Below are 20,939 nucleotides of genomic sequence, written 5' to 3'. Positions count from 1 at the left end.
AAAGCCGTGACGCTGGCACGTCCATGGCGCACCCGCGAGCGGGCCCCGTCTTCAAAATGGCTGTAGCTTTCGAAGCTCTCGATAGCTCTAAGGTGGCTGGCATGGCCTACGACGTCGCCCGGGTGCGTGGACTGCATCCGTCGCTCGGTGACGGATGGGTGCACTTCGACGCACCCGAGGGCATGTTGATCCCAGATTCCGTGGCTACCACTGTCTCGACGGCCTTCCGCCGCTCCGCCGCCAGCACCGCTGGTGCCCACCCGTCCGCCCGGCGCAGCGCCGCGGTACTGGAAGCGGTCCGGGAGGCGGTCGCCGACCTGGTCAACGCAGACCCGAGCGGGGTGGTGCTGGGCGCCGACCGCGCAATGCTGCTCTCATCGCTGGCCGAGGCGTCGTCGGCGCGTTCCGGACTGGGCTACGAAGTGGTCGTCAGCCGCCTGGACGACGAGGCCAACATCGCGCCGTGGCTGCGCGCGGCGCACCGGTACGGCGCCAAGGTCAAGTGGGCCGAGGTCGACATCGAGACCGGTGAGCTGCCCACGTGGCAGTGGGAGAGCCTGATCAACAAGTCCACTCGGCTGGTCGCCGTGACGTCGGCGTCGGGAACCCTGGGCGCGGTCACCGACCTGCGCGCAGTGACCAAGTTGGTGCACGACGTGGGTGGGCTGGTGGTCGTCGACCATTCCGCGGCCGCGCCGTATCGGCTCATCGACATCAAGGAAACCGAAGCCGACGTGGTGGCGGTGAATGCGGTCGGCTGGGGCGGGCCGCCGATCGGGGCGATGGTGTTCCGGGAGCCGGCGCTGATCAACACCTTCAGCTCCGTCTCTACGAACCCATATGCCACCGGCCCGGGCCGGCTGGAGGTGGGCGTGCACCAGTTCGGTTTCCTGGCCGGGGTGGTGGCCAGCATCGAATACCTGGCCTCTCTCGACGAATCGGCGCGCGGAACCCGGCGCGAGCGGCTGTCGGTCTCGATGCACTCCGCCTCGGCGTACCTGAACCGGATTTACGACTATCTGATGACCTCGCTGCGGTCACTGCCGCTGGTGATCCTGCTCGGCCGTCCGGAGGCCCGGATACCGGTGGTCAGCTTCGCCGTCACCGAGGTCGCCGCCGACCGGGTGGTGCAGCGGCTCGCCGACAACGGAATTCTGGCGATCGCCAACGCCAGCTCACGCGTGCTCGACGTGCTGGGCGTCAACGACATCGGTGGGGCGGTGACCGTCGGACTGGCGCACTACTCGACGATGGCCGAGGTCGATCAGCTGGTGCGCGCGCTGGCCTCGCTCGGCTAGCGGCGAGGCGCCTGCTAGACGGTCAGCAGGATCTTCCCGTACGAGCCACCCGACTCCATCAGCCGGTGAGCCTCTCCGGCCTGCTGGATCGGGAACCGCTTACCGATGACCGGCCGGACCCGCTCGCTGGCGAACATCGGCCAGACTGAGGCCGTCACCGCGCTCACGACAGCGCTCTTGCTGTGCGGTCCGCTGACCGGGCGGGCTCGCAACGTGGTGCCGATGACCCGGACCCGTTTGGTGAGCAGCTTGCCCAGATTCAGCTCGGCCTTCACCCCGCCCTGCATGCCGATGATGACCAGCTGCCCGTCGGTGGCCAACGCATCGATATTGCGGTCCAGGTAGGCCGCACCCATGATGTCCAGGATCACGTCGGCCCCGCCGGTTTCCTCCTTGAGGCGCGCGACGAAGTCCTCGTCCCGGTAGGAGATGGTGATCTGGGCGCCCAGCTCGCGGGACAGTTCCAACTTCTCCGGCGACCCTGCAGTGACCGCCACCCGGGCGCCGAGCGCCCGCGCCACCTGGATGGCGTGGGTGCCGATGCCGCTGGCCCCGCCGTGCACCAGCAGCAGTTGGCCGGGGCCCAGGTGTGCCGTCATCACCAGGTTGGACCAGACCGTGCAGGCCACCTCAGGTATGGCGGCCGCATCGACCAGGTCAACCGGCGCCGGGATGGGCATCACCTGACCGGCCGGGACTGCGACGTACTCGGCGTACCCGCCGCCGGCCAGCAGTGCGCACACCTGCTGCCCGGCGGTCCACTGCGTGACGTCCGGGCCGACGTCGGCGACGATGCCCGAGACCTCCATACCGATGATTTCGCTGGCACCGGGCGGGGGTGGGTACTTCCCGGCGGCCTGCAGCACGTCGGCGCGGTTGACGCCGGCCGCGGTGACCTTGATCAGTACCTCACCCGGGCCGGCGGATGCGTCCGGGACCTCTTGCCAGACCAACTGTTCGGCGGATTCGGCGACGATGGCGCGCATGTCGGCCACGCTACCGCCCGCTACCCTTGGCTTACCGTTGCCCGGGTGGCGTGGCAGAGCGGCCTAATGCACTCGCCTTGAAAGCGAGAGACGGCTAAAACCGTCCGGGGGTTCAAATCCCTCCGCCACCGCTCGTTTTTGCCTCGCGAGCGCGCGTGTCCGCACAGCGCCACGCCGCCGCGGCTGGCATTTCGGGCGCGCTCGCGGCGGGCAGCGACGTACGGCGGTCTAGTGCAGAGTCGGTGCGTACCGAAGTACCGCGGCGATTCCGTCGGCGGGTTCGATCCGCTCGTCGGTGCGGACCAGCGACGCTCCGATCGAGATGGCGAACAACGGCAGCGCCTCGTCCGCGCGCAGCGTCTTGGCCGGGGCGGCGCCCTGCTCGGACAGCACGTTCTCGTTCGGGGCGATGGTTGTCAGACCCTCGTCGGCGACCACTGTCGCGTCGCCGATATCGCCGACGATCAGCGTGTCGACCGCGCCCTGCCGCAGCGCGGAACATACGGCGTCCAGACCCTCGGCGGCCAGCCCCGAATCGCGCCCGATCTCGGCACTGAACCGTTGTGCCGCGTCGTCCATCACCTGCAGTTTCCGTTTGGCGAACCAGGCTTCGATCTCCTGTTGGACCTCGTCGAAGTCGTGCCCGCTGTGTCGCGCACCAACCTCCAAGGGCACGGCCTGTTCCCGTATCCGCTCGGGCAACTCGGCCAGCAGGTCGGAGCGTGACCGGATTTCGCCGACCACGAAAAGCGCCTCGGACCCCGTCTGGTGCATCAACTCGCCGATGCGGTCGGCGACGGCGCGCATGTTCTTGCGCGCGGCCTCCTCGGTGCGCAGTTGCGGATCGCCGTACCCGGCGGTCTCGGCTCCTGCGGCTTTGTGGACGGGGTAGCCGCCGCCGTCGACGGTTTCCGAGCGAAGCGCGCTGCCGTCGCGGACGGTCAGATCGGCACCGGTGTGGTCGACGATCGCCAGCACGTAGTTCGGTTGTTCCAAGCCCAGTTCGAGGATCGGGACGAGGTAGGGCAGCTCCGACACCCGCACCACGGTCGTCGCGGTGGGACGTACCAGATGCTCGTTGACCAGCACGCCGGTCGGGCCGGCCACTACCGCACGCGCACTGCGCCCGATCGGCGGCCGCAAATCCATTACGGCACGCTCGATTTCACTCGTGGTGGCCTTGTCGGCGCCCTGCTGCTCGAGTTCCTCGCGGACTGCGCGCCATTTCAGCTCGAGTTGGGCCTCGGCGTCGTGGCTGTCGTGCGAGTCGTCGAAGTAGACCGACGCGAACGGCCCCGGGACGTTCAACAATTTGTGGAAGCGTTCGGAATCCATGCCTTGGTGGTTGCCCGCCTCGGCGACGGACAAACGCTTACACCCGCGGGATGGATGCGGCGATGGTGTCCATGAGGGCGGTGTAGCGCTTGATTTCGGGGTCTTTGCCGGGCTTACCGCTGCTGATCACGCCGGCCGCCAAACTACGCCCTGGATCGGCCCAGATGGCGATGTTGGCCAGGCCGAGGTTCCCGAACGCGGTGGGGGCGTTGCGCCCGAACGGTCCGAACCGGTCGGTGCCCAACATGAAGCCGGTGCCCCAGCGGGCGGGTTGCAAGCCCACAGCGAAATCCGGCCGCAGCCGCCGGGCTTCCTGGACTGCGTTGTACATCCGTTCCGCGCTGATGATGCGTACGCCGTCCAGTTCCCCGCCCCGGAGCCAGATTTCGGCGAAGCGCGACAGCTCGTCCGCGGTCGAGACGGTGTTGGAGGAGGGCACCACGGTGGTCAGGAACGCCGGGGTGTTCGTGTAGGGGATGATCTCGTGCACGGTTCCACCGATCGCCTTGCGGAAGATCGCGGCGATCACCGGCGGCAGCGGCTTGCCGGTCGGGTGACTGGGCGCGACCAGCGGTACGTCCTCTTCGGCGACGCCGAAGTTGGTCCACCGGAAGTTCAGCGGCTCCAGGATCTCGCTGGCCAGGATCTCGCGAATGTCCTTACCGGTGCTTGCGTAGACGATTTCGCGCATCAGCGGACCCCAGGTGAGCGCGTGGTAGATGTGCACCAAACCCGGCCGGTACAGCGGGCGAAGTTTGCCGAGCTGTTCCTGGGCGTACTCGTGGTCGTCGGCGCGGCGCAGATCCGGCTTGGGGCCGGTGGGGAACGGGACGCCCGCGCTGTGGTTGAGCACATGGCGGATCGTCGTGCGGTCCTTGCCGTGGCTGGTGTAGCTGGGGATGTATTCACAGACCCGGTCATCGAGGCTGAAAACCCCGCGTTCGACCAGCAGATGGATGACGGTCGCGGTGATGCCCTTGGACGCCGAGTACACGCAGAACGGGGTGTCGGTGGCGACGGGAACCTTCTCGGCGTCGGGTTGGTCGGTAGGTGCGTTACCCCAACCGTGGCCGATGGCCCGGTTCAGCACCACCCGCCCCTGGTGGCGGATGCAGAGCTGGATGGCTGGGTGCATACCCGCCTGATACCAGTGCCGCGCGGCCTGCCAGATGCGTTCGATGGCATGGTTTCCCACGCCGGAGTGGTCTTCTTCGCCGATCGCCGTCACAGCGTCCAGGTCAGCCGGGACGCGGATCTTGCCGTCTGCGGTCACAGTCACCCGCGCCAGCCTAGCTTCGAGCACATGCCCGCGTGCTCGCTGTGGCTCAGCGCTATTCGCCGGTGAATTGGGGCGGACGCTTGGCGAATATCGCCGAGATGCCCTCGGTCAGGTCCTTGGACGGCAGAAACGCGGCGTTCCAGGCGGCTACGTAGCGCAGGCTCTCCGACACCGCAGAAGTGCGTTGCTGATCGAGGACGTCTTTGATGCCGTGCACCGTCAGCGGCGGGTTGGCGGCGATCTCGGCTGCGGTGGCCCGCGCGGCGGCCAGTGTGGACTCGGCGTCGTCGTACACATCGTTGACCAGGCCGATCTTCTCGGCGCGGGCGGCGTCGATGTCTTTGCCGGTGAGCGCGAGCTCCCGCAGGTGTCCGTCGTTGAGGATCAGGGGGAGGCGGGCCAGGCTGCCGACGTCTGCGACGATGGCCAGCTTGACCTCCCGCACCGAGAATTTCGCGTCGGCGCTCGCGTAGCGGATATCGACGGCCGAGATCAGGTCGACGCCGCCGCCGATGCACCAGCCGTGCACCGAGGCGATGGTGGGCGTCCGGCAGTCAGCTACCGCGGTGATGGCCGCCTGCATGCGCTTGACCTCGCGATGGAACGCCGCACGTGGGCCCGCCAGCGCGTCGCCGGACAGCAGGGGTGTGAACGAGCCGCCCATCGCCGGCACGTCCAGGCCGTAGCTGAAGTTGTTGCCCGAGCCGGTCAGGACAATCGCTCGAACCTCGGGGTCGGCGTCCAGCGCCGGGAACAGCTCGGGCAACTCCGACCAGAAGGCGGGCCCCATCGCGTTGCCCTTACCCGGCCCGATCAACGTCACCTGCGCGATCTGGTCCTTGATCTCGACGGTGACGGATTCGTATGTCTCGCCCATATCGAGACCGTAGCGTGGCGGATATGCCCCCAGATTTGCGCCCCGGACCGGATTCCCCACCCCTCGACGAACTGCACAGCGCAGAAGACTCGCTGGCCGTGCTGCAGCACGTACTGCACACCATCGCCGGTTCGGACAAGGACAAACAGACGCCGTGCTCGGAGTACAACGTCAAGCAGTTGACCACCCATCTGCTCAATTCGATCGTCACGTTGGGCGGCATGGTCGGCGCGGATATCGCGGTGCCGGAGGACACTGACTCGGTGGAGGGGCTGGTGATTGCTGCCGCCCGCCCGGCCCTGGATGCCTGGCATAAACATGGCTTGGAAGGAGAGGTGCCGTTCGGGGACGGCGCCATTCCAGCTCGGGCGGCCGTCGCCGTCTTCTCGATTGAATTCCTGGTACACGGCTGGGATTACGCCCGCGCGGTGGGTAGCCAGATCAACCCGCCGGACTCGCTGTCCGAATACGTGTTGGGTTTGGCGCAGAACATCATCCAGCCGCCGCAACGGCAGGCCGCGGGTTTCGACGACCCGGTCCGGGTCGCCGACGATGCGCCGCCCCTGGACCGGCTGCTCGCCTTCACCGGTCGCAACCCGGCCTAGCCGTCGGGCCGGGTCGCGCCGAGCCCGCTGCGCCGAACGTGAAGCCAGCTTCACGTTCAGCAGCGAATGTGAGGCTGGCTTCACGCTCGGCGGCTGAGGGGACTAGACCCGCTCCAGATAGAAGTAGAAGTACCGGCCGTCCAGCACGACGTGCTTGCCGTTCATGATTCCCATCACCGCGTCGTCGTCGATCACTTTGAAGTGGTCGTGCACGGGCTGGCCGTCGTAGACCATGGTCGCGGTGATCTCGCCGCGAAACTCCTCCAACCACAGGCTGGCCTCGCCGTTGCCCATCTCCACGTTGGAGAACTTGTTGCCGTCGGAATCGATGCACACCAGCGGCTGCACGTCAGAGGCCGACTTGAATGTCTTGCCGAACCACCCGCTCTTCTCCAGCTTGTGATTCATCTTGTGGCCGGTGACGAACTCGCCGCCACGCCATTCCCCGAGCATGCCGTCGATGGTGGCCGGCGACAGCGTCGCCCAGAACTCGTCGAGATCGGCGTCCGGGATCGAGCCGTCCCGCTCCTTCAACTCGGTGAACGTCTTGCGGGCCAAACTCATGGCAGCACTCCTCAAATCCAGCTGCGGGCGAACCGCAGCATCGCGTCGTTTTCTTCCGGCGCAGCGGTGACGGTGACGCGCACACCGTCGGCGCCATAGGGACGGACCACGATCAGCGCGTTGGCGGCCTGTTCGACGAAATCCCGGGTGCGCGGGCCAAGCGGCAGCCACACGAAGTTGGCCTGGGACGCGGGCAGTGTGAACCCGGCCGCGCGCAATTCCGCAGTCACTCGCACCCGTTCGGCCACCACCGCGTCGGTGCGGGCCAACAACTCGTCGCCGGCCTGCAGCGAGGCGATCGCGGCCGCTTGGGAGACGCTGGTCGCGGTGAACGGCACGTACACCTTGTCCAGCGCGGTGATCACGTCGGGATGCCCGATCGCATAACCCACCCGCAGGCCCGCCAGACCGTAAGCCTTGGAGAAGGTACGCAGCACCACCACGTTGTCGTGAGCGCGAACCAATCCGAAGGAGTCGGGCGTCAAGCCGTCGCGGATGTATTCGACGTAGGCCTCGTCGATGACGATCAGGATGTCCGGCGGGACCGCCTCGACGAAGCGACTCAGCGCGTCCGGGTCGACGACGGTCGACGTCGGGTTGTTGGGATTGCAGACGAAGATCAATCGAGTCCGGTCAGTGACGGCGGCCAGCATCGCGTCCAGGTCAAAGGTGTGGTCGGACAGTGGCACCTGGATTGGTGTGGCGCCGGCGATCTGCACCTGCGGCGGGTACAGCTCGAAGCTGCGCCAGCCGAAGATCACCTCATCGCCGAGGGAGGCGGTGATTTGCACGAGCTGCTGGCACAGGCTCACCGAACCGCACCCGACTGCGACGTGCTCGGGCGCGAAATCCGGCCCGACGTAGTGGGCGATGGCGGCCTTGAGCTGCACGCAACCGTTGTCGGGGTAGCGGTTGATCAGGCCGGTGGCGTCTTCGATGGCTGCGCGGACACTGGGTAGCGGGCCGAACACCGTCTCGTTGCTGGCCAGTTTGATCGCACCCGGCACGGTCTTGCCGGGAACGTAAACAGGCAGCCCGGCCAGCGCGGGCCGCAGGCGGGCGGTCACGTCGACAGCATATGTCGCGGCTGTGTACGCTGTGCCTCCGGCGGCTCCGGGTTCCGGGGTCGGGTACCCTTTGGAAGGCCATGGAGGCGTGCCAGAGCGGCCGAATGGGGCTCACTGCTAATGAGTTGTTCCCCTCAAAGGGAACCGGAGGTTCAAATCCTCTCGCCTCCGCCACGCACCACCCGTTGGACAACTGAATAACGCAGGCGCCCGTAGCTCAACGGATAGAGCATCTGACTACGGATCAGAAGGTTAGGGGTTCGAATCCCTTCGGGCGCGCTCTTGAATTCATTGCGTTTGTAAATCCATTTTACGACGACCTGCCCGTCGATAACTGTTCTATAACGTTTCGGCTACGTGCGTATCAAAGCACCTTGCCAACCTGCGGTTTCGTCCTACGCTGCAGTGGTTCCGGACGCCGATAAGACCGAGGGATGTCGCAGTGTCATTTCTCTTCACCCAGCCCCAGTTGCTGACAGAGGCTGCAACGAATTTGGCGGGAATCGGCTCGTCGCTGACGGCGGCCAATTCGGCGGCTGCGCTGCCCACCACGAGCGTGCTGGCCGCCGGGGCCGACGAGGTCTCGACTGCGATGGCCAACGTGTTCGGCTCGCACGCCCAGCAGTATCAACAGATGAGTGCCCAGGCGGCGAATCTGCATCAGCAGTTCGTCCAGGCGATGCACGCGTCGGGCAACGCCTATGCCGGCGCGGAGGCGGCGAATGCGAAACCCATGGCCGGGAACGGGGCAACCGCCAGCGGTATCGGTTCGCAGGCGCAGGGATTGCTTGGGGGGCCATCGGCCGGGCGCGCCGGCACCTCGGGTGCGGGCCTGGCCGGCGGATCCGGAAACGCGGGGTACCGCGGCGGAGGCCGCGCGGTGGGGGCGGGCGCGCCGGTTCGGACGGGCGGCTATGCCGGGGGCGGGACGCCGGTCGGCCGCGGTGGCGTCGGTGGCGCGGCCAGTGCCGGCTTGCTCAGCAAGCCCGAACCCGTGCTCAACCGTGATCGAAAAGGCAAGGCGGGCAACGGTTTCGGCGCAGGCGGTCCGGGCGGTAGGGGCGATGCCCGCGACCTGCGGGCCAGCTTCGCCATGGAGGACCGAAGTGCTCGAAGCGGGTTCGGCAGCGGCGGGGGCGGCGCCCACCGCGTCGCCTAAGAGCTCGTTTCGATCAGTCGCAGCGCCCGCTCGAACAGATGCACCGTGCCCGCGTGCAACTGATCGCCGACCGCTTTCTCCGCCTTGCCCGCACAGGCGCGGGCTAGCGTTCCCTCGATCACGATGCCCAGCTTGAAGCAGGCCAGCACGGTGTACCAGGTGATGTGCGACAGGTCGCGGGTGGTGTTGGCGGCATAGCGTCGCAGCAGGTCATCCGTGCTGGCCAGTCCATCCGTGCCGCCGAGCGCGTGGCTGAACACGCTGGATCCGTCGTCCTGCCGCCAGGTGGCCAACAGCCAGCCCAAATCCAGCAGCGGATCCCCGATCGTGCACATCTCCCAGTCCACGATTGCCACCACTTCGGGTCCGGTGCGCGAGAACATCACATTGGCCGCGTGGTAATCGCCGTGCATGATGCCCGGCGTCCATTCGGCCGGCCGGTGCTGTTCCAGCCAACCGGATACCTCCTCGATGCCCGGGATGTCGGGGCCGGGGTAGCCGTCGTACTCCTGGTAGGACTCCAGCTCCGAAAGCCAGCGGGGCACTTGGCGTTCCAAAAAGCCCGACGGCTTGCCGAAATCCTCGAGCCCCACGGCGACGTGGTCCACGGCGCCGAGTTTGGCCAGCGCATCGGCCATCGACAGTCCCATGCCGTAACGCACCTCGGGGTCGCCGGCATGCAGCGCCGGCAGACCCTCACCCGCATTGAAGCCGTCGATCGGCTCCATGAGATAGAAGACCGCGTCTCCGAGCACGCCGGGGTCCTCACATGTCGCGATCAGATGCGGGTGCGGGACGTCGGAACCGGCGAGCGCGGCCAGGACCTTGGTCTCCCGCAGGATCACGCTGTTGCTGCGGGGACGCAGGTGCCGCGGGCCGCGACGCAGCACGTAAGGCCGGCCAGACCTGGTGAATCGCAGCATGACGTTCTGGGTGCCGCCGGTCACGGCGGCCACGTCCTGCAGTGGACCGTCGCCCAGGCCCTGCTCCGACATCCACCTGGCCACCGCGTCCAGATCCACTGCCGGATTCATGCTGCTCCTTTGCGACCTGTCAACCGACTTGGAAGAAACCTAGAAAAAGCGTACGGACGCTGAAACGGGGGCCGCTGCGGGTGTCCGGACTGGAAGAATAGTTTGCAAAACTGATTATTGCGGCGAGAGGGATGCCATGCAGCGCACCGATGACGATTCCTGGGAGATCACCCAGAGCGTGGGATCCACCGCGCTGGGGGTGGCTGCCGCACGCGCCGCCGAGACCGAGAGCGAAAACCCACTGATCACAGATCCATTCGCCCGGGTGTTCGTGGATGCGGCCGGCAAGGGCATGTGGACCTTGTACGCCGACCCCGAACTACTCGCTCAGGCCCGTGAGATCGAACCCGAGATCGGGACGCGAGCCCAGCTGATGATCGACTTCATGGCGACGCGCACGGCGTTCTTCGACGAGTTCTTCCTGGCCGCTGCGGATTCCGGTGTCCGCCAGATCGTCATCCTGGCGTCGGGCCTGGATGCACGCGCCTGGCGGCTACCCTGGCCGGACGGCACCGTGGTCTACGAACTTGACCAGCCCAAGGTGCTGGAATTCAAGAACGCCACCTTGGAGCAGCACGGCGCCCGGCCCACCTCGCAGTTGGTCAACATCGCGGTCGATCTGCGCCAGGACTGGCCGAAGGCGTTGCAGGAAGCCGGGTTCGACCCGTCCCAACCATCGGCATGGTCGGCCGAGGGGTTGGTGCGGTACCTGCCGGCGCAGGCCCAGGACCTGCTTTTCGAGCGGATCCACGCGCTCAGCGCACCCGGCAGCTGGTTGGCTTCCAACGTGCCGGACAAGGGCGCCGTCGACCACGACCTGTTGCTGCGTCAGCGCGAGGAGATGCAACGGATCCGCGCGGCGGCGTCCCGCGTGGTCGACGCAGAGATTCCCGCCGTCGAAGACCTCTGGTACCCCGAGGAGCGTACGGCGCTCACGGACTGGCTGCGGGAACGCGGCTGGGAGGCTACCGCGGCGGACTTCCCCGAACTGATGGCCCGTTATCACCGCGAACTTCCCGACGGCAGCCAAGATTCAATGCCGCCAACTCTTTTCGTCTCGGCACGCAAGCCGGAGGCCTGATCAAGCCCGTTTGGGCGGACCGTCCTCCAGGTCCTTCTTGATCGCCGCGATCGCATCCACCGGCGTCAGATTCTGGCCTTGACTGTTCTGCCCCAGCTGCGGCCAGCCGGCGCCGTCCGGGCCAAGCAGCTGATCCCAGATCTGCCGCACTTTGGTCAGCAATTCGGTCTGTTCGTCGTCGGTGAGTGCCATCAGGGGTCCTCCGTCTGTTCCGATCCCGCACGCGGCGGCGAATTGTTGGGGTGTCAGTCCATTGGCCGAGTTCATGTCACACCGGCCGAACGGCGGCGCGCCCTGGGGCAGATTCGGGCTGTAGCCCTGGCCGTCGGTGTACTGATGGGCGACCTGCCCGGGAAGATTTGGATTCGATCCGTAGCCTGCGGCCACCACGCGTAGACCAGGCGGGCGCACCCGCCACATATTGAAAAAGTCATAGGCGTTGGCATAACCGATGATGCGAGCGGGCGATCCTGCGTAATCGGCCAAATTCCAATACAACTGGTTGATCCAACTCGACCCGTCTCCCGGCGGGTTGCCCCCTGACTCGACGTCGAGCATCAGTGCCACCCGCGGGTGCAGACCGCCTTCGGCGTCGATCATCGAGCGCACGGTATTGGCGTTGGCCAACCAATTCGGGCGGACGTAGGTGTAGATGATGCCGAAGGTCAATCGCCCGCTGTCCAAAGCATCCCGCATCCACGCGTAGTTGCGCGCAAAATTGTGGTCCCGATAGGTGCCGTCACTGACCCGTATCGACAGAACCCGGTAAGGATACGAATTATTAACCGGCACTTGATATTCGGATACATCCGCGAACAAGGTGTCAGTCACCGTGGCGCAATCCCCCTCTACTGCAACCGCTTACCGGTCGCCTATGCTACAGGCGCGGACTGCCTAGCCGTCGGTATCGTCGCAGGCATGGCTGATCGGCCCGCGAACGTCACCGATGTGCACCGGCTCGCGGCGGCGATGCCGCACGTCAAACGGTTAGAGGGGCCGAAAGGCAACTCGATCTACCAGGTCGGCGGAAAGTCGTTCGTGTTCTTCCGAACTCCGCAACCGGACGCGGTGGACCCCGCCACCGGGGAACGCTATCCCGACGTGATCATGCTGTGGGTGGAGTCCGAGGGGGACAAGCTCGCGCTGATTCAAGACCCGAAATCACCGTTCTTCAGCACAAGTCATTTCGACGGGCATCCCTCGGTGTTGGTGCGGGCTGCTCGACTGGGCGACATCAGCGTCACCGAACTGAGCGAGTTGATCCAAGACGCCTGGTTGTCCCGCGCGTCGAAACGGCGCGCGGCAATGTGGCTCGCCGATCACCCTGCTTAGTACGGCGTTCATTCGGCGTATCACCCGGCCTTTTCATGTTTAGGCACGAGTACAACGGGCAACGCTCACCGCACGGGAAATGTTCGGGAACATCGGAGGTCACTATGGTGCGAGGTCGCGGAATTCTGGGTGCAATTGTGCTGATCTGGCTGCTCATAGGGATCCTCGCAGCTTGGCAGCGCGGCTACTTCAAAGGTCAGGAAACCAGTTGTGCCTCAGCGGGAACCGTCGCAGTGACGGTGATAGCCGGACCATTGAATTACATGGGCGTAAATCCCAAAGTAAAGGATTGCCACACGCCGCGCTTACCGGAACCCAGCGCATTGCAGTCAATTGTTCACATCCCTGCTAGTTAAAGGAATTATCATGATTGTCCTAGGTGCCATCCTCCTCATCCTTGGATTTGTGTTCGGCGTGCATTTGTTGACCGTGCTGGGAGTAATTTTGCTGATTGTCGGCGCGGTGATGTGGGCCATGGGCTCCATGGGCCGTCCGGTGGCCGGCCGGCGCACTTGGTATTAACCACCGTTCGAGGCAAGGGTCGCGTGGCCGCACCAGCGGTCCCGCGACCGTTTGCGTTTCACAGCTCGTGCACAGGGACGCCATAGCATTGCCCTATCCATTTGCGGATACTGGAACCCGTGGCGGCTCCCAGAAGTTCCGTTGAGCGCGTGGTGATGTGCCGGGCCGACGGAGAACCGGTCACCGTGCTGGTGGTGGATGACGAACCCGTTCTCGCCGAGATGGTGTCGATGGCGTTGCGCTATGAGGGCTGGAACATTGTGACTGCCGGTGACGGGTCGTCAGCTGTCACCGCTGCACGTGCTGAGCGTCCGGACGTCGTGGTCCTCGATGTCATGTTGCCCGATATGAGCGGCCTGGAGGTCCTGCAGAAGCTGCGGAGAGAGAATCCGCGCCTGCCGGTGCTGCTGCTGACGGCCAAGGACGCGGTAGAGGATCGTATAGCCGGATTGACCGCTGGCGGAGACGATTACGTCACCAAGCCGTTCAGCATCGAGGAGGTCGTGCTGCGGCTGCGTGCGCTGCTGCGGCGCACGGGGGTGACGACGGTCGACAGCGGTGCCCAACTCGTCGTCGGAGATCTGGTGCTCGACGAGGACAGTCACGAGGTGACCCGGGCCGGTGAACCGATCTCCTTGACTACCACCGAATTCGAGCTGCTGCGGTTCATGATGCGCAATGCCAAGCGGGTCCTGAGCAAGGCTCAGATCCTGGACCGCGTGTGGAGCTACGATTTCGGCGGCCGGTCCAACATCGTCGAACTCTATATCTCATACCTGCGCAAGAAGATCGACAACGGGCGCGAACCCATGATCCACACGCTGCGCGGCGCAGGCTATGTCCTCAAGCCGGCGCGCTAGGCGGCCCGGGGTCTGGTCGCTTCGACTGCGGCTCCTGGTCGGTCAGGTCGCCGTTCTGGCGATCGTGTGTGTCGGTATCACCGCAGCGACCGAGCTGGCGCTGCGACACCACCTAGTGGCTCAACTCGACAGTCAACTCAGCGGCACGTCCTACCGCTCGTCGCTGCTGTACCCGGAACCGCCGCGACGGCACGAACCGCGGTCCGTCAAGATCGGTCCCGGGCCAAGGTTTCTCGACGCCCCGGGCCAACCGGCCGGCATGGTCGCGGCAGTGGTGAGCGACGGCAAGACGGTGGACTCCGGGTATCTGACCGGCAGCGGCGCCCGGGATGCGCTGACACCCACCGCCCAGCACCAACTCGAGCAGATAGCCGGTAGCCGGTCACCGGTGACCTTGGACCTCGACGGCCTCGGTCGGTACCGCGTCGTCGCCGCCCCGAGTCGCAACCGGACCGACGTCATCGTCACCGGCTTGTCGATGGCCAATATCGACGCCACCGAATTCCGGATGCTCATCATTTTCGGCATTGTCACCCTCATCGCGTTGATCGCCGCGACCACCGCCGGAGCGGTGATCATCCGGCGGGCGCTGGCGCCGTTGCGGCGGGTCGCCCAGACCGCGACGAAGGTGGTCGACCTGCCGTTGCACCGCGGCGAGGTCGAATTGCCGGTGCGGGTGCCCGAAACCGATGCCAACCCCGGCACCGAGGTGGGCCAACTCGGGTCCGCACTGAACCGGATGCTGGACCACATCGCGGCCGCGCTCTCGACGCGCCAGGCCAGCGAGACCCGCGTTCGCCAATTCGTCGCGGACGCGAGTCACGAACTGCGCACGCCGCTGGCCGCGATCCGGGGTTACACCGAGTTGGCGCAGCGCATGGGTGACGATCGCGAAGCGGTGGCGCACGCGATGAGTCGGGTCGCGTCGGAGACCGAGCGGATCACGCGCCTCGTCGAAGACCTCCTGCTGCTGGCCCGACTGGATTCCGGTCGGCCGCTAGAACGCGAGCCGGTGGATCTGTCCCGGCTGGCAGTCGATGCGGTCAGCGACGCACACATCGCCGGGCCGGATCAACTGTGGGAACTCGATTTGCCACCCGAACCGGTTATGGTCACCGGAGACGAGGCCCGACTGCACCAGGTGATGGCCAACCTACTGGCCAACGCCCGCATCCACACCGCCCCCGGCACCGTCGTCACAACCCGGCTCAGCACCGAGCCGACCCACACCCTGCTGCAGGTGATCGACAACGGGCCAGGCATTCCCAAGGACCAGCAGTCAGAGGTGTTCGCACGGTTCGCGCGCGGCGACACCTCCCGGTCCCGAAAAGGCGGCAGCACCGGACTCGGTCTGGCGATCGTCTCGGCCGTCGTCAAAGCCCATGGCGGCACGATCGCCGTGCACAGCTCACCCGGTTACACCGAATTCGCGGTGCGGCTGCCGAACAACGGGTGGCAGCCGCCCGCGTCGTCGTCGGCCTAAGACGTCAGCCGGAGCACTTGACGTCGATCTCGAACGGCTTCTTCACCACCGTCATCGGGTTGGCCATGTCCATCCCAGTGGCGGTACCGGTGATCTTGTAGCCATTGCCATTCTTGGTGGCCGAGGCGCTGGCGTCAGGGGTGCCCGGCGCATAGCCGAGCGACACACCGTTGACGTTGCCGAGCGCAACTGACTTCACTTCGGGCGGATCCGCCTCGGACAGCACTGCGCCGATACCGGTGCCTTGCCCGCCGATCGCGATGTTCACGGTGCCGGCCGCCGTCGTGCACACGACCGATCCGGTGACGTGCTGGTCCTGCCCGTCGATAAGGACCTTCGTGCCAGAAGCGCTGCCACCTCCGCTACTTGCCGCGCTTGACGACCCGCCGCCCGACTTCGGCTTGTCGCTCGAACATCCGGATATGCCGGCAACCAAAATGGCCGCTCCGGCAACCGCGACCGTCAGCCCACGCTTCACCTGTGCTCCTTTGCCCGTAAACCGGTCCGTCGTCTGTGAGGACCGTCACGGCAGTATGCGCAATAAGTGGATGGATTTCTAGCTACGGCGAAAAATTGATTTTGACTTCGTCAGGCACCGCGCCGGTGGCAAGGTAGGGCCGATGGAGCACAAGCCCCCCACCGCGGTCATCGAGTCAGCACACGGCCGGCACACGCTACCGCTGCACGACACAAGGGATTTCGACGATGCTGACCGCGGCTTCATTGCCGCGCTGTCACCGTGTGTCATCAAGGCCGCCGACGGCCGGGTGGTGTGGGACAACGACGCGTACTCGTTCCTGACCGGCCCCGCGCCGACGTCGGTGCACCCCAGTTTGTGGCGGCAGTCGACCCTGGCCGCCAAGCAGGGTTTGTACGAGGTGGTGCCGGGCATCTATCAGGTCCGCGGCTTCGACATCTCCAACATCAGCTTCATCGAGGGTGACAGCGGAATCATCGTCATCGATCCGTTGGTGTCCACCGAGGTAGCCAGGGCGGCGCTGGAGCTGTATCGCGCGCACCGTGGCGGCGACCGGCCCGTGGTCGCGGTGATCTACACCCACAGTCACGTCGACCATTTCGGCGGCGTGCTGGGCGTGACATCACAGGCAGACGTGGACGCCGGGAATGTGGCGGTGTTGGCGCCGGAAGGTTTCACCGCACATGCTGTGCAGGAGAACGTCTATGCCGGTCCGGCGATGCTGCGACGTGCGACCTACATGTACGGTTCGCAACTGGCGCGCGGCCCGCAGGAGCAGGTGGGCTGCGGGTTGGGTCAGACGCCGTCCACCGGTGAGGTGGGACTGATCGTGCCGACCGTGGACATCCGCGCCACCGGCGAAACGCACACCATCGACGGCGTCGAGATCGAATTCCAGATGGCTCCGGGTACCGAGGCGCCGGCTGAAATGCACTTCTATTTCCCGCAATTCCGTGCGCTGTGCATGGCCGAGAACGCCACCCACAACCTGCACAATCTGCTTACGCTGCGGGGGGCGCTGGTGCGCGACCCGCACGCCTGGGCGGGTTACCTGACCGAGGCCATCGACGCCTTCGCCGACCGCGCCGACGTGGTGTTCGCCTCCCATCACTGGCCGACCTGGGGTCGCGAGCACATCGTCGAATTCCTGTCGCTGCAACGAGACCTGTACGCGTACCTGCACGACCAAGCTCTGCGGTTGCTCAACCAGGGGTACACCGGGGTAGAGATCGCCGAAATGTTCCAACTGCCACCGGCATTGGATCAGGCTTGGCACGCCCGTGGGTACTACGGGTCGGTCAGCCACAACGTGAAGGCCGTTTACCAGCGCTACATGGGATGGTTCGACGGCAACCCGGGCCGGTTGTGGCCGCATCCGCCCGAGGCTTTGGGGCCGCGCTACGTCGAGGCGCTGGGCGGTCTGGACCGAGTTGTCGAGATAGCCCGCGCGGCCTTCGATGCCGGTGACTTCCGTTGGGCAGCAACACTACTCGATCATGCGATGTTCACCGACCAGCACCATGCCGCAGCACGCGAACTGTACGCCGACACCCTGGAACAACTGGGCTACGGCGCCGAGAACGCGACCTGGCGAAATTTCTTCATGAGCGGTGCGACCGAGTTGCGGGTGGGCAACTTCGGCACCGCCGGGCAGGTCACTTCGCCGACGCTGATGGCGCAGCTGACCCCCGAGCAGGTTTTCGACGGGTTGGCGATCCGGGTGAACGGGCCGCGGAGCTGGGACTTGGACATCGCCGTCGACGTCACGTTCGACGACGTCGGCACCAATTACCGACTGACGCTGCGCAACGGCGTGTTGGTGCAACGCAAGACGCCCGCCGACCCCGCTACTGCGACCGTAACGGTCAAGCTGGCCAACAAGATTCGGCTGCTGCTCGTCGCCATCGGCGACTTTGCCTCGCCGGGGCTCGAGTTGTCCGGCGACCAGGAGGCGCTGCAGTCGTTGCTCGCGGTGCTCGAACAGCCGGATGCCAACTTCGACATCGTCACCCCTTGAGCCTTCGCGGGGGTCAGGTGACGTCGATGATGACTTTGCCCAGCACCTTGCGGTCGGCGACATACCGCAGTGCCGCGGCGGTCTGCGCCAACGGAAACCGGGCACCGATGTACGGCCGGATCCTGCCGTCGGCGAACAGCTCCGACAGCTCCGCCAGGTCTCGCGCGCATTCTTCCGGGTAGTCACCCATGAATGTCCGGATCTCCATACCGCGGACCGTAATGTCTTTCAGCAGAATCAAATTAAGCGGAATCGCCGGGATCGCGCCCGCCGCGTAGCCCAGCGTGACGAACATTCCGCCGCGTGCCAGCCCGCGCAACGCCGGCTCCGCGTAGGATCCGCCGACCGGGTCCAGCACGACGCGCGCGTTATCGCCGGTGAGTTCACGGATGCGCAATTTCAGGTCTTCGGTGTCGTAGTCGACGGTGGCCTGCGCGCCACGCTCCCGGCACAGCTGCAGCTTCTCCGGACTGGACGCCGCCGCCAGTACCCGCGCGCCCAGGGCCACCGCTAAGTCGACCGCGGCCAGTCCGACGCCGCCGGCCGCCCCCAACACCACCACCCAATCACCTGCTGCGACTTGGGCTACCGACCGCAGGGCGTGATACGCGGTGCGATAGGTGACCCCGAAGGCCGCCGCCGACCCGAAGTCGACCCCGTCCGGCACCAGCGCAGCGGTGGCCTCATCCAGCAATACCAGTTCGGCGAACGCCCCGAACGTGGTGCCGAACACCCGCTGGCCCGGGGTGAAGGCCGCGCCCTGCCCGGTAGCCACCACCTCGCCGGCGACTTCGTTGCCCGGAGTGAACGGCGGTGGGATCCGGATCTGGTACTTGCCGGCCACGAACAGCACATCGGGGAAGTTGACCGCCGCGGCGTGCACCCGCACCAGCACCTGGCCCGGTCCCGGCACCGGATCGGCAACGTCGGCGAGAACCAAGTCCTCCGGCGGGCCGTAAGCATTGCAGACGATCGCACGCATCAATCGACTCCGAGCCCGAGCAGGCAGAACCGCGCCACATGCTCGATATCCGTTTGGGCCGGTCGGTCGGCCGACCCCACATACCGTCGCATCATCGCAACCGTGCAACCGTAGACCGCGTCGACGTCACGATCGACATCCGAGCTGCCCAGCGCGGCGACCGGCTCAATCAGCAGGTCACGCAATGGTCGTAGCATTTCCCGTTCGGCGGCAAGCCAATTCGACATCTGCCGGGCGGCGGCGCTACTCATGCTGCTCAGATGAGGATCGGCAACCTGCGCCAGGGTGCCCTCGATCCAGCACGCCACCTTTTCTCGCGGGCGCGATTCCTTGGCCATCTGATGCTGAAGGTAAGACACTACGATCGCCACCCCGCGTTCCATCACCGCCAGGATGAGATCGTCCTTGCCGGCGAAATACCGGTAGAACGCCTTGTTCGACGACCCGGCCTCGGCGACGATGTCGCTGACGCGAGGGGGTTCGGGAGCGACCCGTTCCATCACTCGTACCGCAGCGGCCAGGATGCGTTCCACCTCCTCGGTGGCTTCACGCTGCCGATCGTCCAGCGCGCGCTCGACGGCAGCGGTGACCCGATTGTTCACGGCGAATCAGGCGGCGCTGGATGGCTATCGATCAGGTCGCTGTACTTGGCCCGGGCGGCAGCACGACGGACAGCGAGCATCTCACTGGGCCACTCACCTTCTTCGGGGGCATAACCCTTGAGCAGCATCCGGGCCAAGTTGACCTTGTGCGCCTCGGTCGGGCCGTCGGCCAGTCCCAGCGCGATACCGCCAAGCAACATGTTGACCAGCGGGAGCTGGTCACTGAGCCCCAGCGCACCATGCACCTGAATCGCCCGCATCGCAATGGATTTGAGCACCTGAGAGGCCAGGATCTTGCACGCTCCGATCTCTGCGCGGGCCGCGCGCTCGTCACCGTTGTCGATCAACCACGCGGCGTGTAGCACGGTCAACCGGAACGGTGTCAGTTCGGTGTAGGAGTCGGCGATGAATTCCTGCACCAACTGCTTGTCGGCCAACGAACTACCCTGAGTGAAGCGGCTTTTCGCGCGCCGTGACATCATCTCGACGGCCCGCTGGGCTACCCCGATGGATCGCATCGCGTGGTGCAGTCGGCCGCCGGCCAGGCGTGTCTGCAGGATCAGGAACCCCTGCCCTGGCTCGCCCAACAGCGCGTCGGCACCCACCCGCACGTCGTCGTAGCGGACGAGTGAGTGTCCCGGTTCGTGGGGGTCAGATCCGACCAGGTGGTGGTTGGCTTCGATGACCAGGCCCGGTGTACCGGCCGGGATCAGGAACGTCGAGGCGCCATGGTGGACGGGCACATCCGGATCGGTGATCGCGACGACGATGAAGAACGACGCAACCGATGCATTGGAGGAGAAGAACTTTCGTCCGGTGATCACCCAGTCGTCGCCGTCGCGTACCGCTCGGGTGTTGAAGACACGCGGGTCCGCGCCACCCTGCGGCTCGGTCATCGAGAAACAGGAGAAGATCTCCCCGGACAGCAGGCCGGCCAGGTAGCGATCTTTCTGTTCCTGGGTGCCGAACCGGGCGAGGATCTCAGCATTGCCGGTATCGGGTGCCTGGGTTCCGAAGATGATCGGCGCCCAGGGGCTGCGGCCCAGGATCTCATTGATCAGCGTCAGCTTCACCGCGCCGAAGCCTTGCCCGCCGAGCTCGGGTCCCAGATGCGGCGCCCATAACCCATGCTCACGAACCTGCTGTTTGAGTGGGTCGACGATCTTGCGTCGCTGCTCATTCAGTGGCAGAAACTCACAGCCCGGGAACAGTACCTCGAGGGGCTCGACCTCCTCGTGCACGAACTCCCGAACCCATTGCAACTTCTCTTCGAACTCCGGTTCGGTGGAGAAATCCCACGCCATCAGCCGCTCCTGTCTCTTATCAAGCGACGACCCGCTGCGCCCGGCTTCGCCGCGCTTGCGATCGCCACGGTCAG

The 20,939-nt window shown here is 65.8% G+C and carries 22 protein-coding genes and 3 tRNA genes; 13 read left to right on the top strand and 12 right to left on the bottom strand.

Annotated features, from left to right (window positions below; translation table 11 throughout):
• Window positions 1–101: 101 nt before the first annotated feature.
• Window positions 102–1,298: a cysteine desulfurase-like protein gene (locus A5636_RS08410; RefSeq protein ID WP_065158216.1), complete on the top strand. Its 1,197-nt coding sequence runs from the start codon at window positions 102–104 to the stop codon at window positions 1,296–1,298.
• A 14-nt stretch (window positions 1,299–1,312) separates the two neighbouring features.
• Here the strand turns inward: A5636_RS08410 and A5636_RS08405 are convergent, their stop codons facing one another.
• A complete protein-coding gene (locus tag A5636_RS08405) occupies window positions 1,313–2,284 on the bottom strand; it encodes an NAD(P)H-quinone oxidoreductase (RefSeq protein WP_065158215.1) in 972 nt (323 codons plus the stop codon).
• Window positions 2,285–2,328: 44 nt separating this feature from the next.
• Here A5636_RS08405 and A5636_RS08400 point away from each other — a divergent pair.
• Window positions 2,329–2,415: transfer RNA gene (locus tag A5636_RS08400), tRNA-Ser, on the top strand.
• A gap of 97 nt (window positions 2,416–2,512) precedes the next feature.
• Here A5636_RS08400 and A5636_RS08395 read toward each other — a convergent pair.
• From A5636_RS08395 to A5636_RS08385, 3 genes are read right to left on the bottom strand one after another with little or no spacing between them, the layout of a single operon-like run.
• Entirely contained in the window at window positions 2,513–3,619 is a 1,107-nt protein-coding gene (locus tag A5636_RS08395; protein WP_065158233.1) for a baeRF2 domain-containing protein, read from the bottom strand.
• A gap of 37 nt (window positions 3,620–3,656) precedes the next feature.
• Window positions 3,657–4,892 (bottom strand): lipase LipE, encoded by a 1,236-nt coding sequence (gene lipE, locus A5636_RS08390; RefSeq protein ID WP_065158232.1) that lies wholly within the window; start codon window positions 4,890–4,892, stop codon window positions 3,657–3,659.
• A gap of 58 nt (window positions 4,893–4,950) precedes the next feature.
• A complete protein-coding gene (locus A5636_RS08385; RefSeq protein WP_065158214.1) occupies window positions 4,951–5,775 on the bottom strand; it encodes a crotonase/enoyl-CoA hydratase family protein in 825 nt (274 codons plus the stop codon).
• A gap of 23 nt (window positions 5,776–5,798) precedes the next feature.
• On the opposite strand from A5636_RS08385, the gene A5636_RS08380 reads away from it, so the two are divergent.
• Window positions 5,799–6,380, top strand: a complete 582-nt coding sequence (locus A5636_RS08380) for a TIGR03086 family metal-binding protein (protein WP_065158213.1) — start codon at window positions 5,799–5,801, stop codon at window positions 6,378–6,380.
• A gap of 102 nt (window positions 6,381–6,482) precedes the next feature.
• Here the strand turns inward: A5636_RS08380 and A5636_RS08375 are convergent, their stop codons facing one another.
• Both A5636_RS08375 and A5636_RS08370 read right to left on the bottom strand, forming a co-directional pair.
• A complete protein-coding gene (locus tag A5636_RS08375; protein ID WP_065158212.1) occupies window positions 6,483–6,944 on the bottom strand; it encodes a DUF4334 domain-containing protein in 462 nt (153 codons plus the stop codon).
• Window positions 6,945–6,955: 11 nt separating this feature from the next.
• A complete protein-coding gene (locus tag A5636_RS08370; protein ID WP_065158211.1) occupies window positions 6,956–8,011 on the bottom strand; it encodes a pyridoxal phosphate-dependent aminotransferase in 1,056 nt (351 codons plus the stop codon).
• A gap of 82 nt (window positions 8,012–8,093) precedes the next feature.
• Here A5636_RS08370 and A5636_RS08365 point away from each other — a divergent pair.
• The 3 genes from A5636_RS08365 to A5636_RS27565 all read left to right on the top strand — a co-directional run bounded on the left by A5636_RS08365 (window position 8,094) and on the right by A5636_RS27565 (window position 9,170).
• A tRNA-Ser gene (locus A5636_RS08365) sits at window positions 8,094–8,185 on the top strand.
• Window positions 8,186–8,217: 32 nt separating this feature from the next.
• A tRNA-Arg gene (locus A5636_RS08360) sits at window positions 8,218–8,290 on the top strand.
• A gap of 163 nt (window positions 8,291–8,453) precedes the next feature.
• Complete coding sequence (locus A5636_RS27565; RefSeq protein ID WP_065158210.1) at window positions 8,454–9,170, top strand: PE family protein; 717 nt, start codon at window positions 8,454–8,456, stop codon at window positions 9,168–9,170.
• Here A5636_RS27565 and A5636_RS08350 read toward each other — a convergent pair.
• Window positions 9,167–10,204 (bottom strand): phosphotransferase family protein, encoded by a 1,038-nt coding sequence (locus tag A5636_RS08350; protein ID WP_065158209.1) that lies wholly within the window; start codon window positions 10,202–10,204, stop codon window positions 9,167–9,169. The genes A5636_RS27565 and A5636_RS08350 overlap by 4 nt on opposite strands.
• A gap of 136 nt (window positions 10,205–10,340) precedes the next feature.
• On the opposite strand from A5636_RS08350, the gene A5636_RS08345 reads away from it, so the two are divergent.
• Complete coding sequence (locus A5636_RS08345) at window positions 10,341–11,285, top strand: class I SAM-dependent methyltransferase (protein WP_065158208.1); 945 nt, start codon at window positions 10,341–10,343, stop codon at window positions 11,283–11,285.
• On the opposite strand, the gene A5636_RS08340 is transcribed toward A5636_RS08345, so the two are convergent.
• The gene (locus A5636_RS08340; protein WP_065158207.1) at window positions 11,286–12,116 is read right to left on the bottom strand and encodes a hypothetical protein; all 831 of its coding nucleotides are present in this window, start codon (window positions 12,114–12,116) and stop codon (window positions 11,286–11,288) included.
• 87 nt (window positions 12,117–12,203) lie between these two features.
• Here A5636_RS08340 and A5636_RS08335 point away from each other — a divergent pair, with 87 nt between their 5' ends.
• From A5636_RS08335 to A5636_RS08325, 5 genes are all read left to right on the top strand, one after another.
• Entirely contained in the window at window positions 12,204–12,617 is a 414-nt protein-coding gene (locus tag A5636_RS08335) for an MmcQ/YjbR family DNA-binding protein (RefSeq protein ID WP_065158206.1), read from the top strand.
• A gap of 104 nt (window positions 12,618–12,721) precedes the next feature.
• Entirely contained in the window at window positions 12,722–12,973 is a 252-nt protein-coding gene (locus A5636_RS27165; RefSeq protein WP_081287670.1) for a hypothetical protein, read from the top strand.
• A 4-nt stretch (window positions 12,974–12,977) separates the two neighbouring features.
• Window positions 12,978–13,139: a DUF6131 family protein gene (locus A5636_RS26480; protein ID WP_301336693.1), complete on the top strand. Its 162-nt coding sequence runs from the start codon at window positions 12,978–12,980 to the stop codon at window positions 13,137–13,139.
• Between the two features lie 155 nt (window positions 13,140–13,294).
• Entirely contained in the window at window positions 13,295–13,999 is a 705-nt protein-coding gene (locus A5636_RS08330; RefSeq protein ID WP_065158205.1) for a response regulator transcription factor, read from the top strand.
• On the top strand, window positions 13,977–15,482 hold the full coding sequence (locus A5636_RS08325; protein WP_065158204.1) for a sensor histidine kinase: 1,506 nt from the start codon (window positions 13,977–13,979) through the stop codon (window positions 15,480–15,482). Before A5636_RS08330 ends, A5636_RS08325 begins: the two co-directional genes overlap by 23 nt.
• Window positions 15,483–15,486: 4 nt before the next feature.
• Here the strand turns inward: A5636_RS08325 and A5636_RS08320 are convergent, their stop codons facing one another.
• Window positions 15,487–15,960: a lipoprotein LpqH gene (locus A5636_RS08320; protein WP_065158203.1), complete on the bottom strand. Its 474-nt coding sequence runs from the start codon at window positions 15,958–15,960 to the stop codon at window positions 15,487–15,489.
• Between the two features lie 142 nt (window positions 15,961–16,102).
• Between A5636_RS08320 and A5636_RS08315 the strand changes: the two genes are divergently transcribed.
• On the top strand, window positions 16,103–17,977 hold the full coding sequence (locus A5636_RS08315; protein WP_065158202.1) for an alkyl/aryl-sulfatase: 1,875 nt from the start codon (window positions 16,103–16,105) through the stop codon (window positions 17,975–17,977).
• Window positions 17,978–17,990: 13 nt separating this feature from the next.
• Here A5636_RS08315 and A5636_RS08310 read toward each other — a convergent pair whose 3' ends face one another.
• The 3 genes from A5636_RS08310 to A5636_RS08300 are packed head-to-tail and all read right to left on the bottom strand — an operon-like array spanning window position 17,991 to window position 20,865.
• Window positions 17,991–18,959: an NADPH:quinone oxidoreductase family protein gene (locus tag A5636_RS08310; protein ID WP_065158201.1), complete on the bottom strand. Its 969-nt coding sequence runs from the start codon at window positions 18,957–18,959 to the stop codon at window positions 17,991–17,993.
• Window positions 18,959–19,561, bottom strand: coding sequence for a TetR/AcrR family transcriptional regulator (locus A5636_RS08305; protein WP_065158200.1), 603 nt, complete (start codon window positions 19,559–19,561; stop codon window positions 18,959–18,961). The genes A5636_RS08310 and A5636_RS08305 overlap by 1 nt, the downstream gene beginning before the upstream one ends.
• Window positions 19,558–20,865 carry an acyl-CoA dehydrogenase family protein gene (locus A5636_RS08300; protein ID WP_065158199.1) on the bottom strand — a complete coding sequence of 436 codons (1,308 nt, stop codon included), beginning with the start codon at window positions 20,863–20,865 and terminating at the stop codon, window positions 19,558–19,560. Before A5636_RS08300 ends, A5636_RS08305 begins: the two co-directional genes overlap by 4 nt.
• Window positions 20,866–20,939 lie beyond the last annotated feature (74 nt).

Source organism: Mycobacterium asiaticum, assembly GCF_001673315.1.
Lineage (GTDB): Bacteria > Actinomycetota > Actinomycetes > Mycobacteriales > Mycobacteriaceae > Mycobacterium > Mycobacterium asiaticum_B.
Note: the sequence above shows the minus strand (reverse complement) of the source record. Positions and strands in the feature narration are given on the sequence as shown.